A 13,948-nucleotide genomic window follows, 5' to 3' on the forward strand; every position below is an offset into this window, starting at 1 on the left:
ACAGGTAGATTGAGCGGTATTGATTAAAAACCAATTGGCGATCACCAATAGAAAGGCTATTGATGGAATTTCATGTAAAAATCTTTGATTGCCGCGTGGTCCTATCATTATGGCATAGTTCTTGCACTAAATATGCGTAGGGGGGATAAACCGGAAAAAAATCCGGGTATTCGGGTTGCCTGAATCAATCCCCACGGTTACCAATTCACGGAAGTATGTGGATGTGTACGAATCCGCTGGCCGGTATGTACACAAAGAGGAAAAGTAGGTAGAAGGAGATGAATTCTATGGTAGCCATTGCAAAAAGGGCAGATTCTGATTCAGATTTCAAGTGGTTGGAAGAGGAAGATGATGCAGCACTTTTCAATGAAGAAGACGAGGATGATGAGGTTGAGACTGCTGGTGACAATATGGTGGATAATGCCATTCGCCAGTACCTGGCGGAGATCGGGCGTTATCCTCTCTTGACGGCGGAGCAGGAGATGAGCCTGGCGCGACGTGTAGCGGAGGGCGATATGGAGGCGCAACAGCGATTGGTAGAGGCAAATCTGCGCCTGGTGGTAAGTATTGCTAAACGCTACAATAATCACGGTATTGGCCTGCTGGACCTGGTGCAGGAAGGAAATCTGGGCCTGATCCGCGCCGTGCAAAAATTTGATGCAGATCGAGGATTCCGTTTCAGCACGTATGCGACATGGTGGATTCGGCAGGCTATCAGCCGGGCGGTGGCCGAGCATACGCGCACGATCCATGTACCGGTACATGTCGTTGAAATGATCTACAAAATGAAGCGCATCACGCGCCAGCTCTATCAGGAGTTGGGGCGTGACCCGCTGCCCGAGGAGATCGCAGCCGCGGCCCGGCTGACTAAGGAGCGGGTAGTAGAGCTGCAAAATATGGCAGAGACACCTATCTCTCTGGATGCCCCCCTTATCGACGATGAGCAATACCACCTGGCCGATACACTGGAAGATACGAGTACGACGGCACCCGCCGACGCAGCTACTCACCAGGCCCTGCGCGCGCAGATATCCTGCGCTCTCGAAACCCTCAATGCGCGCGAGCGGCAGGTGATCGAACTGCGCTACGGCCTGCAGGATGGCTATTGCCATACGCTGGAGGAACTGAGCGCCTTCTTCAAACTGACGCGCGAACGCATCCGCCAGATTGAGGTAAAGGCGCTACGCACGCTGCGGCAACCCATCCAGGTCCGGCTGCTGCGCGATTTCGCCTAGCACACAGTTCTCATCTTGCTCGCTCAGGACACTGAGGAATGCCTCTACGACGGCCGCGTCGAACTGCTTGCCCGCACAGGCAAGCAGTTCTTTCCTGGCCTCGCTGACCGGCATAGCCTTGCGATATGGCCGCGTTGAAACCATCGCATCGTAGGCGTCCACGACCGCGAGGATGCGCGCGCTCAGGGGAATTTGCTCACCGGCAAGGCCGAGTGGATAGCCTTTCCCGTCCCAGCGCTCATGATGGGCCGCGACGATGGTGGCGAGGTAGTCGAAGATGCCGCCCACCTGTTCCAATATCTGGCGGCCAATTTCCGGGTGGCTGCGCATCACGCTCCATTCTTCCTCGGTCAATGGGCCTGGTTTGTGCAGGATGGCGTCGGGAATGCCAATTTTGCCGATATCGTGCAGCAGCGCGCCCAGGCGAATCAGGTGCAGCTCTTCATCGGGGCGCTGCAATTTGCGCGCTGTGGCCTCGGCGAGCTGCACGATGCGATGCGCGTGCGCGTTTGTTCTACGATCATGTGCCGCGGCCGCGGCGGTAAGGGCTTTTACGCCCACTATTTCCGTCGTATGCCTGTCGTAAGGGACAAGTTCGGTTCGCGCAATGGCCGGGCGGTCAGTCTCGACATCCGCCACACAAACGCGATTCCTTCCCGTATGTTTGGCGCGGTACATACCCTGATCGGCGCTCTCGATCAAGGCTTCGCGTGTGGTGCCATGCAATCCGTATACCGCTATCCCTATACTGGCGGTAATGGCTATTGGCACGGGAACCGGGGTATCTTCAGATTCCCAGAGGCAAGGTTTTGCGCTGATCGAGGCCAGCAGGCGTTCGGCAACCTGATTTGCCGCGAGCAAATCCGCTCCGGTGAGGATGATAGCAAACTCCTCTCCGCCGTAACGTCCGGCGAGGTCTTCGAGGCGCAAGGTGTTGCGCAAACGGGTGCCAACTTCGCGCAGGATGGCATCGCCTGCGCGGTGTCCCCAGGTATCGTTCACACGCTTGAAATGATCGAGGTCCACAAACAGGATGGCGAATGAATCCTGCGAGCGCTGGCAGCGCGATACTTCCTCGTTGATCCTGCTCATCACGGCGCGATGGTTGGGCAGTCCTGTGATCGGGTCAGTGATGGCGGCGCTGGCCTGCTCGCGATAGAGCCTGTCTAGCTCGGAAACCAATAGCTGCTGCTGCTGCACCAATATTTGCTGCTCATTGTAGGCCTCTTGCAGCCTGGCGCGCAGGGCAATTTCGCGGTCATTGAGGCGGCGCTGCTCATTCAGCATGGCGTTGACGCGCGGTAGTTCGCCTACAATCCATCCAAGCGCGAGCGCAACGGCAGTGATGATTATTACCAGGATGGCCCAGCGTTGATCAGGGATGAGCGTGGGGAGCCATGATTGGGATATGGTGGCCCAGATGCCGGTACAGGAGGCAATAGTACCAATCGCTACCATACTCAAGAGCAGCAATCCCTGCCTGATTGAAGTACGCATGCGTCGTCTGTGACGCAGAACAAGCCAGGGGACAAGCAGGAACATCTGGATGACCGAGAAGACCCAGACCACCGTTGTAGCCGCCTGCAACAAATTGTAGATTTCAAAGGCCAGTTCGGCAGGTGGGATGATGTACTCGAAGATGCCTGGAATAGCCACGAAAGAAAGAATTGTCACTATCGCTACAACGGTCGCCTGGGCGATGATGCTATTGATGGGAACACCACGGCGGTTCAGTTTTGCTAGCCGGCCCGGTAAGCGACGATCCGCGGCAAGGACTACCAGCAGACGCGAGAATAGCAGGATATAGACGGCCACCAGGGCAATCTGGCTCAGTGCCAGCACTACCGAGACGATGCTGGCGGCAGTTGAACCAAGGGTGATATTGATGGCCTGCACATTTGATATCATTGCTCCCGATTGACCCGGCGGTACGATGGCCATAATGCCAAATGTGCCGAGTATATAGGCAGTAAAAGAGATGCCGGTTCCCCACCAGACGTAGCGGCTGGCCCGTTTGAAGCCTGCTTTGCCACCATGTATCTCATTCCCCATGATGATGGGGATATTAGCGCCAAGCAAAGCCAGTACAATCAGTCCATAGAGGCCAGAATTCGACATCGCCGGGCCCCAGGCAGCAGGTATATTGAGCGCTAGAGTTGCCTGGTGGCCGCTCTCCAGCCACCAGATTCCGGTCGCTCCGATCAGCGCGAAAACCGCCAGGTAAAGGGCGGTAAGAGCCAGCAACAGCCGTTTGACCCATGTTAAGGGGAAGCAGTTTATCGCAGTGGCGACAATCAGCACCAGCATCGTTGCCAGGCACTGCTGCGCGGGAGCAGTAAACCATGTGGGGGCAAGATACTGCACGAAGACAATACAGGCCTCTACTACCGAAACAACTGCCAGCACGCCGGGCAACCAGGCGCAAAAGGCAAAGAAAAAACACCACCTGGCCCCAAGAACGCGCTTTGCCCACAGGTAAGGGCCGCCCTCACCGGGGAAGCGCAGCGCGAGCCACCGTGTGAAGAACGCGCACGGCACGAGGAATGTCAGCAGGCCAAGCGTCCAGTAGAAAAAAGCTGCCGGGCCCGCGAACTGAACACCATTATTGTTATTGACAAACAGGACGGTCAGGATCATGAAGACCGACAGATCGCGCAGTCCCAGCACAGCAGGCAATCGTTGGTCGCCCGATTCCGCAGTAAACGTAATCTCGCCTTGCTCATCTCGATTATCCGGCGTGCTTGCATCTCCCGAAAACCCTGTGGCAGGCATGGATGCCTGAGATGTCGAGTTCGCAGCCATAGCTATTGCTCCATATATGCTTCAAGCCATTATCATAAGATCGCGCAAAGTTCACACTCGCGCCCTTACATCGTGCTATCGGCACATGGGAGTACTATCAATAGAGCAAGCAGGCGGCATAGATGAAAACAAATGTGACAGGCTTCCCCTACTCACAGGCGGTACTTTCCAGCAGTGCGGTCACTTTTTTTCTGGATGTTCGTTTATGAAATATGGAGTATTGCTTGCTATAACAGAAGTGGCGAGCGGAAGAAGATGATAGTGCGCGGAAGTATCCAGCACATGCTTGCCCCCACATGGATGCATTCCCGGTATCCATTCAGGTGATAGAGAGGTATAGCTGATGTTGATTAAAAATAAGGTTGAGCAGGCGGTGTCACCCGGCACATCCCTGGCGGAGAGACCTGGCCGGGCTACGGGCGAGCTGCTATTTGGCACGCTGATGTTTGTTTGCGCGGTCGCCTTTGTAATCTCTATCCTGTTCCTGCTTGCTCCTCTCTCAGAGTTGTCATCTCCTCTTTCTCAATGGCCATTGAGCAGGCTGCTATCAGGGGCGGCATTGTGGGTGTTCGGTCAACTCCACCTCTTTCTGAACCTGCAAAAGGGGCAACTGGGAGTAGATACGGTATCCTTCCTGATCCTGCTCTCGGTTACTTTTGTCATCTATGGCCTGTGTGCCTTGCTTATCTCTTTACGAGCGCCTGAACACAAAAATAATCGCTGGCTGCTCCTGGTATGGTTGACGACGCTGCTAGCAGGATTTCTCCTGATGCTCGAGGGTGCATCACTTTCACACGATGTTTTCATATATACCGGCTATGGCCGTTTGATGCTTGTCTATCACGTTAATCCCTATTTTGTGCCACCAGATCAATTTCCGCACGACCCACTGTACTATCTGAATGGCTGGACAAATTCTACTGCCGCCTATGGTCCGCTCTGGCTGCTCGTCTGCGCGGTAAGCGAATTGTTCGGCGGAACCGATCCTATACGCTATGTCCTCTTCTTCTGCTCGCTCGGCCTGGCAGCGCACTTAGTGAATACGCTGCTGGTCACAAACATATTGCGAGCAATGGGCCGTTCGCGGCGTACTATTCTGCTCGGCACGCTGCTCTATGCCTGGAATCCGCTTGTGCTTTTTGAGGCCAGCAATGGTGGTCACAATGATATTTTCATGATTATCTTCATCTTGTCAGGCATTCTCTTCGCCGTTCGCGCCGAGCAGAGGGGTCAGATGCGGCTCGGGGATTACGTTTTGCCGGTCGTGGCCTTTACATTGGCGGCGCTGGTGAAGTTTACTCTCGCCCCGCTTGTGGTGCTATTTATTGTTCTGCTGGTCTTCTACCGCCTGCGCCAGATTTCATGGCCGTTCTCTCACCAGGATGGTCAATTGCCGGGCACGATGAGTCGGTCATCACAGGGGGCCGATTTATCGGCCTCGCGTCCATTACCGAAGTATTCCGTTAAAGTGCATAATCGGCCCATACAGGCGGTGGGCGATGCCCTTTTAGCGATCAGGACAGATGCGGCAACAAAGGAAGCGACCAGGCAGGTGTTGGGCGCGGCAATTTACGCGAGCATTATCAGTGCGGTCGTGGTGCTGCTTTTTTATGGGCCTTTTTTCATCGGCCATAATGTTCATAGCATTATCCAGAGTTTTACCTCGCCGCCCTCCTCAACAGGGGCGCATAAGTCGATGCTGGATGCCGCGCAGAGGTGGCTCGCTGGCCATCCCTTACCGCATAACACGCTACAGTACCAACTGAGCCATGAATTGAGCAGCCACAAGGTATGGACTCTTATTAATGTTGTGGTATTGGCGCTGGGGATGCTGGTAGGAATGGTGTGGATGTGGAAGGCGCCGCAGGTACGCACATTTGTAATGGCGTCGCTGCTGGTATTGGAGGCATTTCTGCTGGTTGCGCCGTGGTTCCTGACATGGTATGTTGCATGGCTGGTAGCCCTGGCGATTGTATGCTTGCCGGTGTCGTATGATCCTAAAGGACGCGCATTGCTGGCGTTCGCGCTGGTATTCTCGGCATCGGCCTTCTTGCTCTACTTCTACAATGGCGCCCCTCCTGGCTATATATGGAACCCGCTAAGCTGCGTCGTGACATATGGCCCGCCGGTGCTGGCCTGCCTGATTTTCCTGGCATTGCCTTTTATACGACGCGTTGGGCAATATGCAGCGACATAGCTTCTCCCTCCATATGCTACAATATTCCTGAGATATGATGAAAGACTATGCCTACTACAAATCGGTATTTGGTAACCGCCCGATGCCGCTTGCCTATGTTGATCTTGATCTGCTCGAGCAAAACATACGCCAGGTGATCGCCCGGGTCAGGGGAAACGAGGGAAAAACGGGAAAGTGCGTGCGGCTGGCATCCAAGTCGCTGCGCTGTGTTGCCATTACGCGGCGCATCCTGGCGTCCGATCCATGTTTTCAAGGCTTGATGTGCTTTACGGCCAGGGAAGTTGTGTACATGGCGAAGCAGGGCTTCGATGATCTGCTTCTCGGCTACCCGGCTTATAACGAGCAAGATATCGCGGCGATAGCGCGCGAGACGGCAGAGGGGGCGCATATCACGTTGATGGTTGATTGTCTCGAACACGTGGAGCAGGTCGAGAAGGTGGCCCGGCAATATGGCGTGCGATTGCCGTTGTGCCTGGAAGTCGATATGTCGCTAGATGTGCCTGGCCTTCATTTTGGTGTCTGGCGGTCTTCTTTACGCACGGCTGAGCAGGCGCGACCGGTGGTCAGGCGGATTGTAGCGTCCGACCACGTGTGGCTGGATGGCTTGATGGGCTATGAGGCGCAGATCGCGGGCGTAGGCGATAATTTCGTGGGGCAAACAATCAAGAATACGCTGGTGAGACAGTTGAAGCGGCGCTCAATTCGTGAGGTTGCCACAAGGCGGGCCGCGCTGGTTGAGATGATTGGCTCATATGGGGTAGCGCTGCGTTTCGTGAACGGTGGTGGAACGGGCAGCATCGACAGCACGCGAGCAGAAGATGTGGTGACGGAGATCACGGTGGGATCCGCGTTCTACGCTCCGGCTCTCTTCGATAACTACCGCAATTTCCGCTACCAACCTGCCGCGGGCTTCGCCATTGAGATCGTGCGGCACCCGCAGCCAACCATCTACACGTGCCTGGGTGGTGGTTATGTTGCTTCCGGCTCTGCTGGCCCCGAGAAGCTACCCCAACCCTATTTGCCACAAGGGGCCGCGCTTGAGGCGCTCGAAGGAGCAGGCGAGGTGCAAACGCCTATACGTTACAATGGGCCGGTAGCGCTTGCAATCGGCGATCCTATATTCCTGCGCCATAGCAAGGCCGGCGAGCTTTGCGAGCGCTTTACGCATTTGCTGCTTGTCCAGAACGGAGCGGTCGTGGACGAGGTAACGACTTATCGCGGCGATGGGCAATGTTTTCTGTAGTCGTTCCTTTCACCCCACTGCAAAGGAGAAAAAACGGATGGCTCTAAGCAATAGAGAGGCCTCACGCCCGGCACGCTGGCATAACTGGTCGGGGTCCGTTCGCGCTGCTCCACGGCAGATCGTGAAACCGGGCAGCATCAACGGGCTGGTGCATATGATCGAGCAATTTGGGCGCGAGGGACGGCAAGTGCGGGTGGTTGGTTCTGGCCATTCATTTACGCCGCTGGCACAGACCGGCGATGTGTTGATGTCGCTGGATAATCTGCAAGGGGTTGAGCAGGTCGATACCGAGCATGGCAGGGTAACGGTGCTGGGCGGAACGAAGCTGAAGTACCTGGGCGATGTGTTGTTCGCGCATGGGCTGGCGCAGGAGAATCTGGGCGATATCAATGTGCAGAGTATCGCCGGTGCTATCAGCACGGGTACGCATGGCACCGGAGTGCGCTTTGGCTCGCTGGCGACGCAGGTTGAAGGATTGACGCTGGTCACAGCTTCCGGGGAGCTACTGGAATGCTCGCCCGAACAGAATGCTGATATATTCAAGGCGGCGCAGGTATCGCTGGGCACATTGGGGGTGATTGCGAAGGTGACGCTGCGGGTAGTGCCTGCCAAGCGCCTGCATTACGTGGGCCAGCGTAAGAAGCTGGCCGATTGCCTGGATCACCTGGAGCAGTATAAGCAGGGGAATTCGCACTTCGAGTTTTTCTGGTTCCCCTATACCGAATGGGTGCAGGCCAAATTCCTGAATGAGACGGATGAGCCGGCGAGCAAGAATACCCTGTGGAGCACCTTCAATAAGATCGTGCTGGAAAACTGGGTCTACTGGCTACTTTCGGAATGCTGCCGCCTGGCTCCTGGACTCTCGAAGACGGCGTGCCATATTTCAGCGGCCAGCATTTCGCATATCGACGAGATCAACTACAGCCACTTGCTCTACTCAACGCCGCGCATGGTGCGTTTTCAAGAGATGGAGTACAATATCCCGGCAGAGCATACGAGGGCAGTTATCACGGAAATTCAGGAGTGCATCAACCGCGAGCAATTTCAGGTTCACTTTCCAATGGAGTGCCGCTTTGTCCACGCGGATGATATCTGGCTCAGCCCGGCCTACGAGCGCGATTCGGCCTATATCGCGGTGCATATGTACCGTGGCATGCCTTACAAATCTTATTTTGAGCACATCGAGGAAATTTTCCGCCGCTACGACGGCAGGCCGCATTGGGGCAAAATGCACACGCGCACAGCAGGGGAACTGGCGGCGCTCTACCCGCGCTGGCATGATTTCCGGCGTATCCGCTCCAGGCTCGATCCACAGGGCATGTTTCTCAACGATTACCTGCGCAAGCTGTTCGATGCTGGTGGGCCTATACCTGAAGATGTCGCGCCGACCCAGCAAGATGATGCGATAAGTACGGATTAGTTGTTTTCAAGGTCAATTACGCTAGCGATTCCCAAAAAGTTGGCGAGAGATTCTTCGCTGCGCTCAGAATGACATGCTCCCGGAGATACCTGGCTGTCTCCGGGAGCATATCATTCTGAGCGCAGCGAAGAATCTCTCGCCCAATATCGTCCAGCCGTCCCGATTTCAGCCCACTGGCACACTTTTGTGGAAGCACCGGCCATTACAGATTCATCGCTGCCAGGAAATCGCTGACCGTTTGCCGCTCGATGTTTGTTTTCTCGGCATATTTCAGGATTTCCTCTTTTTGCCGTGCATACATCTGCTTGATCAGCTCGCTCTTAGATGGGTCGATGCCTCTTGGTGAAGACTGGCCGATTTCGTAGAGAAAGCCGATCATGTCCAGTAATTTCAGTTCATCGTGCAGTTCCTGGTCTTCTTCAATGCCAAATGCTTGCAGGATATCGTTCTGAATGGAGTCGATGGCCTCTTTGACGGCAGCAGTTTTGAAAAAGGGCAGGATATCTCCGATGACGGCCTCATGCACATCGTGCATTAATGCCAGCGTGACGAGGCGGTCGCGTTTTTCCTGTGGGTAGGAATGGAACACCGACCAGTAGAGCACCAGGAAGGCGACGGCGACGGTATGCTGCCCGACATTCCAGGTGCCAAAGCCGGAAACGCTATAGACCCTGGGAATGTTGAAGATATTCATCAGGAAATCCAGGTTGGGATTCTTCGAGACGTGTCCCAGCATGCCCTGGGGCGTAAAAATGTTTTCGTAGTCAATGTGTTCGTCCATGCTATTCTCCAGGAAAGGCCAATGATGAACTCTCACCATCAAAATCGGTAAGCACCCCTCTGGCCATGTCATTCTGAGCGCAGGGAAGAATCCCGGTAGGCATCGACGCAGATTCTTCACTGTGTTCAGAATGACATGGCCAGAGGATATTTACCGTTTTTGGTTGGTTAAATTCATAATCGGCCACAGATTTGTTTGCAGTGTCGCTCTGTATCTATTCTTTTTCATATCCGCGCACATGGCTATTATACATGGTTCTTGCGGCATCGTAAGCCATCCAATCCTCTCCTACCCCGGAATAAAACGGTATAATTTTTACATAGCCACGGATCTATTTTATAGTCAACGAAAGGATTTATTCGCATGGCGATGGATTTTGGTATTATCGCGCCACAGGGATGGCGCCTGGATTTAGTGAACATTTCCGACCCGGTGGAAGCGTATGAAGCGATGACGCGCGTGGTGCGGGAGGCCGAATCGCTTGGCTTTGTCTCGACCTGGCTCTACGACCATTTTCATACTATCCCCGCTCCAATGCAGGAAATAACGTTCGAGTGCTGGACGAGTTGCGCGGCCCTGGCCCGCGATACGCAGCAAATCCGTATCGGCCAGATGGTGACGTGTAACAGTTATCGCAATCCGGCGCTACTGGCAAAGATGGCCAGCACCGTGGATGTACTCAGCCATGGCCGGCTTATACTGGGCATTGGCGCCGGCTGGTATAAACACGAATATCTCGCCTATGGCTACCCCTATCCAGGCACCCACGAGCGATTGCAGCGTCTGAACGAGGCCGTTCAGATTATCCTGGCTATGTGGACGCAGGAGGAACCGACATTCGAGGGAACATACTATTCGATTCGAGGAGCCATCAATCAGCCCAAAGGAGCGCAAAAGCCACATATTCCCTTATTGATCGGCGGAGGTGGTGAAAAGGTGACACTCAGGCTGGTCGCGCAATACGCGGATGCCTGCAACATCGGCGGAGACATACCGACCATCAAGCACAAACTGGATGTCCTCAAGCAGCACTGCGAGGAGGTGGGACGGGACTACAACTCAATCCGGCGCACGACTTTGATCGATTATTGCGCCATCGCCAGCACAGAGGAGGAGGCTATCGCGAAACTGACGCCGGACGAGCGCCAGAACCTCGATGAGTTGCTCCCGGAATCCCTGATTGGCACTCCTGCGCAGATTCGCGAGCGCCTGCGGGAATACGAAGATGCGGGGATACAGGAGATCATTGTGCGCTTCGTTGATGCCGTGCAGTTGGATTCGATACGAATGTTTGCGCGGGAGTGCATGTAATTCGCATTGCCATCAAAATCTAACTTACAGCCGTCCCAGCCTGCGCATCTCAGGCCAGATCAGGGCAACCGCCAGCACCACCAGTACCGTCCCGATGCCGCCCGCCGCGACTGAGATGACGGGGCCGAATAACTGCGCGGCCAGGCCGGACTCGAAGCCGCCCAGTTCGTTCGAGGCGCCCACGAATAGCGTATTGACGGCGGCAACGCGCCCGCGCATGGAGTCCGGAGTGCGCGTCAGCAGCAGGGTGCTGCGAATGACGACGGAGATATTGTCAAGGCCGCCCAGCAGGAACAGCATGAGCATGGAGAGCCAGAACGAGGTGGAGATGCCGAAGATGAAGGTGGCGATACCGAAACCCGCCACGGCCAGCAAAAGCGTAAGGCCGGCCTTTTTGAAAGGCGGGATATGGGCAAGCGAAAGGGAGATGCAGACCGCGCCTATCGAGGGCGCTGCTCGCAACCAACCCAGGCCGGTTGGCCCGACGCGCAGGATGTCCCTGGCGTAGATTGGCAGCAGAGTGGTCGCGCCGCCCAGCAGGACGGCGAAGAGGTCGAGCGTGATGGCAGCGAGGATGACCTGGCTTTTTTTGAGGAATCTGACACCTTCCAATAGCGAACCGGTGGTCGTTGTTTCAGCCGGTAGCGGCACCTGCCTTTTCACGGTGATGGGTAAAAGCAGGATGGCATACAGCAGGGCGGCTGTGGCGTTCAGCGCATAGACGAGCGTCGCGCCGCCGCTTACCGCGATGACGAATCCGCCCAGGGCCGGTCCAAGCACGGCGGCGAGCTGCCAGGAACTACTCGACCACGTGGCGGCACTGGCGAACACGTCCTCAGGCACAATCTGCGGGATCAGCGTCGAGCTGGCGGGATTGCCAAATGCGACGCCGCAGCCAATCAACAGCAGGCAGGCGTAGATCAGGAGCAGCGGACCATGCGTAAAGGAGAGCATGGTTAATCCGATGGAGGCCAGGGCCAGCAGAATCTGCGTGACAATGACGATGCGCTTGCGGTTGAAGCGGTCGGCGAGCTGACCCGCGGGAAGCGCAAGCAGTATGACGGGAATGATCTGTACCAGCCCGACCCATCCGAGCGCCAGGGCGGAGCCAGTACGCTGGTACAATTCCCAACCGATGGCGACATTGATCATCTGCTCGCCGATGGTGGCGATGAACGTGCCAATGAATAAGAGCCGGAAAGAGCCGAAGCGCAGGGCGCGATAGGGATCGTGTTTTGTTTTATGATGCATGCTGCGACTGATTCATGTGGCCTTGCACATTGTTCTGGCCAGGCTCCGCGGGTGCGGGAACGGACTCAGCGATCGCGCGCAGGCTGACACGGGCATAGAAGCCACCGGCCATAGCGAGCAGGCCCATGAAGGTGAAAACGGTGTCGATGGGGCCAAATGTGATGCCGAGCAGACTGGCATGAAAGCCTTGCAAGACGGTGCTGACGAAGTAACCGGCCAGTACAACGGAGACGAGGGCGGCAAGGCGACCAATCGGGTTGATGACAGCCATGACGCGGCCCACGTACTCGCGAGAGGTACCATGCAAGGCCAGAGGCCCGGCGGTGACGATGATGGCGGTAGTGGAGACACCGAAAAGGAAAGCTGCTCCCAACGCGATAGGGAAGTTGCTCACATGCGACATGAGGATGACGAACAGGCCAGATGTGATCAGAGAGACCCACAGAAGCCGGCTCAGACCGATGCGCTGTCCAATGAGGGTGACCAGCAAAGCGCCCACTATGGCTCCGACGCCAAAGTCCGCGCCGAATAATCCATAGTCGCTGGCAGGCGCATGCAAATTCTCGGTGATAAAGAAGTAGCCGAGAGATTGCAGGGCGCCAAAGCCGAGCCAGGTGAGGACCTCGGCGACCAGGATGGTGCGCAGGACGCGATGGTTGATGACGTAGCCCAGGCCATCGAGAAATTCGCGGGAAAAATGTCCGGCCTCGCCCGGCGCAAGGCTGTGGGCCGATGGCGGCGCCTGGATTGCAAAGATGGCGAAGAGGACGATCATGAATGAGCAAGCATCGAGTACTAAAGCCCAGGCGACGCCGAGGCCGAAGACAAGCGCCGCCGCTACAGGCGGGCCAATGATGATTGAGAGTCCCTGGATAGCCTGGCTTGTCTCCAGCGCCTGGTCTTGCTTCTGCTCAGGGACGATATCCTTAATCAGCGCGAACTGTGCGGGGATGAAGAATTGGGCGAAGATGGTGAGTGCGACTACATCAATGTAGACGGCAACAATGCGCCAGAAATTCTGAAACTGCTCGCTCCCCACAAAAGGAAAACGGATATTGAGGGCCGCCAGCACGAGCATAGTGGCGACAATTGCTTGCAGCATGGCCATGATGATCATGGTACGCCGTTTATCCCAGCGGTCTACAAAGACGCCTGCTATGGGGCCGACGACGATCTGTGGCAGGGCGGCTGCCAGGACAACACCGCTGACGGCAAGCGGCGCCCAGGACTGACCAGCCGCGAGATAAGAAGCTATCCAGAGCACAAGCGCGGTATCCCAGGCGTAGTCACCAATGCTGGAGATAGCCTGCCCCCACCACATCAATGCAAAGTTGCGGTTAATAAATGCGGCCAGGAAGAGGCCCTCCAGGCGCCGTTGTACAGTCTTTACTCTGGGTGTAGGTGGAGGCTCTAGCGGCGGAAGCGGGGACGTATACCGTATGGGTGCGCCAACAGGTCTGTAGGGCAGGCGACCATTCATCCAGCGATGTGATTTGTGCGGTCTATTGCGGCCCTTCTCGTGCTGCCTGTTCTGCTCCCTGGGCGGGGTTGCCATGCTGGTTGAATCTCCTTCTAGCGAATTTGCCGCGTATCCGGGCAAGGGAAGTCGTAGCGCTTATTGTTAACTCCACACCGGGGGCAGCAATGGCAATTCCCCAACTCTTTCGGAAAATGGGAAGCTTTCCCTACCATCTATCCCACCAGCAGG

The 13,948-nt window shown here is 55.9% G+C and carries 9 protein-coding genes; 5 read left to right on the top strand and 4 right to left on the bottom strand.

Annotated features, from left to right (window positions below; genetic code table 11):
- Window positions 1-287 precede the first annotated feature (287 nt).
- The gene (locus VFA09_21750) at window positions 288-1,235 is read left to right on the top strand and encodes a sigma-70 family RNA polymerase sigma factor (GenBank protein ID HZU69909.1); all 948 of its coding nucleotides are present in this window, start codon (window positions 288-290) and stop codon (window positions 1,233-1,235) included.
- On the opposite strand, the gene VFA09_21755 is transcribed toward VFA09_21750, so the two are convergent.
- The gene (locus tag VFA09_21755) at window positions 1,182-4,037 is read right to left on the bottom strand and encodes an amino acid permease (protein ID HZU69910.1); all 2,856 of its coding nucleotides are present in this window, start codon (window positions 4,035-4,037) and stop codon (window positions 1,182-1,184) included. The two genes, VFA09_21750 and VFA09_21755, sit on opposite strands and share 54 nt — an antisense overlap.
- Window positions 4,038-4,380: 343 nt before the next feature.
- Here VFA09_21755 and VFA09_21760 point away from each other — a divergent pair, with 343 nt between their 5' ends.
- Genes VFA09_21760 through VFA09_21770 form a run of 3 tightly spaced genes read left to right on the top strand, consistent with a single transcriptional unit; the run spans window position 4,381 to window position 8,897 of the window.
- Window positions 4,381-6,234 carry a hypothetical protein gene (locus VFA09_21760; protein HZU69911.1) on the top strand — a complete coding sequence of 618 codons (1,854 nt, stop codon included), beginning with the start codon at window positions 4,381-4,383 and terminating at the stop codon, window positions 6,232-6,234.
- Between the two features lie 34 nt (window positions 6,235-6,268).
- Window positions 6,269-7,477 (top strand): amino acid deaminase/aldolase, encoded by a 1,209-nt coding sequence (locus VFA09_21765; protein HZU69912.1) that lies wholly within the window; start codon window positions 6,269-6,271, stop codon window positions 7,475-7,477.
- A gap of 37 nt (window positions 7,478-7,514) precedes the next feature.
- Complete coding sequence (locus VFA09_21770; GenBank protein HZU69913.1) at window positions 7,515-8,897, top strand: D-arabinono-1,4-lactone oxidase; 1,383 nt, start codon at window positions 7,515-7,517, stop codon at window positions 8,895-8,897.
- Between the two features lie 202 nt (window positions 8,898-9,099).
- Here the strand turns inward: VFA09_21770 and VFA09_21775 are convergent, their stop codons facing one another.
- The gene (locus VFA09_21775; GenBank protein HZU69914.1) at window positions 9,100-9,678 is read right to left on the bottom strand and encodes a YfbR-like 5'-deoxynucleotidase; all 579 of its coding nucleotides are present in this window, start codon (window positions 9,676-9,678) and stop codon (window positions 9,100-9,102) included.
- Window positions 9,679-10,041: 363 nt separating this feature from the next.
- Here VFA09_21775 and VFA09_21780 point away from each other — a divergent pair, with 363 nt between their 5' ends.
- Window positions 10,042-10,989, top strand: a complete 948-nt coding sequence (locus tag VFA09_21780) for an LLM class F420-dependent oxidoreductase (protein ID HZU69915.1) — start codon at window positions 10,042-10,044, stop codon at window positions 10,987-10,989.
- A 24-nt stretch (window positions 10,990-11,013) separates the two neighbouring features.
- Here VFA09_21780 and VFA09_21785 read toward each other — a convergent pair whose 3' ends face one another.
- Together VFA09_21785 and VFA09_21790 are read right to left on the bottom strand one after the other, a co-directional pair.
- Complete coding sequence (locus tag VFA09_21785; GenBank protein ID HZU69916.1) at window positions 11,014-12,240, bottom strand: MFS transporter; 1,227 nt, start codon at window positions 12,238-12,240, stop codon at window positions 11,014-11,016.
- Complete coding sequence (locus tag VFA09_21790) at window positions 12,230-13,795, bottom strand: MFS transporter (protein HZU69917.1); 1,566 nt, start codon at window positions 13,793-13,795, stop codon at window positions 12,230-12,232. Before VFA09_21790 ends, VFA09_21785 begins: the two co-directional genes overlap by 11 nt.
- Between the last annotated feature and the right edge of the window lie 153 nt (window positions 13,796-13,948).

The sequence above is a fragment of the Ktedonobacteraceae bacterium genome, from assembly GCA_035653615.1.
Classification (GTDB): Bacteria; Chloroflexota; Ktedonobacteria; order Ktedonobacterales; family Ktedonobacteraceae; genus DASRBN01.

Excerpts from the sequence above, each read along its gene's own strand:
- VFA09_21750 (HZU69909.1), top strand. The coding sequence starts at position 288 with ATGGTAGCCATTGCAAAAAGGGCAGATTCTGATTCAGATTTCAAGTGG.
- VFA09_21755 (HZU69910.1), bottom strand. The coding sequence starts at position 4,037 with ATGGCTGCGAACTCGACATCTCAGGCATCCATGCCTGCCACAGGGTTT.
- VFA09_21760 (HZU69911.1), top strand. The coding sequence starts at position 4,381 with ATGTTGATTAAAAATAAGGTTGAGCAGGCGGTGTCACCCGGCACATCC.
- VFA09_21765 (HZU69912.1), top strand. The coding sequence starts at position 6,269 with ATGATGAAAGACTATGCCTACTACAAATCGGTATTTGGTAACCGCCCG.
- VFA09_21770 (HZU69913.1), top strand. The coding sequence starts at position 7,515 with ATGGCTCTAAGCAATAGAGAGGCCTCACGCCCGGCACGCTGGCATAAC.
- VFA09_21775 (HZU69914.1), bottom strand. The coding sequence starts at position 9,678 with ATGGACGAACACATTGACTACGAAAACATTTTTACGCCCCAGGGCATG.
- VFA09_21780 (HZU69915.1), top strand. The coding sequence starts at position 10,042 with ATGGCGATGGATTTTGGTATTATCGCGCCACAGGGATGGCGCCTGGAT.
- VFA09_21785 (HZU69916.1), bottom strand. The coding sequence starts at position 12,240 with ATGCATCATAAAACAAAACACGATCCCTATCGCGCCCTGCGCTTCGGC.
- VFA09_21790 (HZU69917.1), bottom strand. The coding sequence starts at position 13,795 with ATGGCAACCCCGCCCAGGGAGCAGAACAGGCAGCACGAGAAGGGCCGC.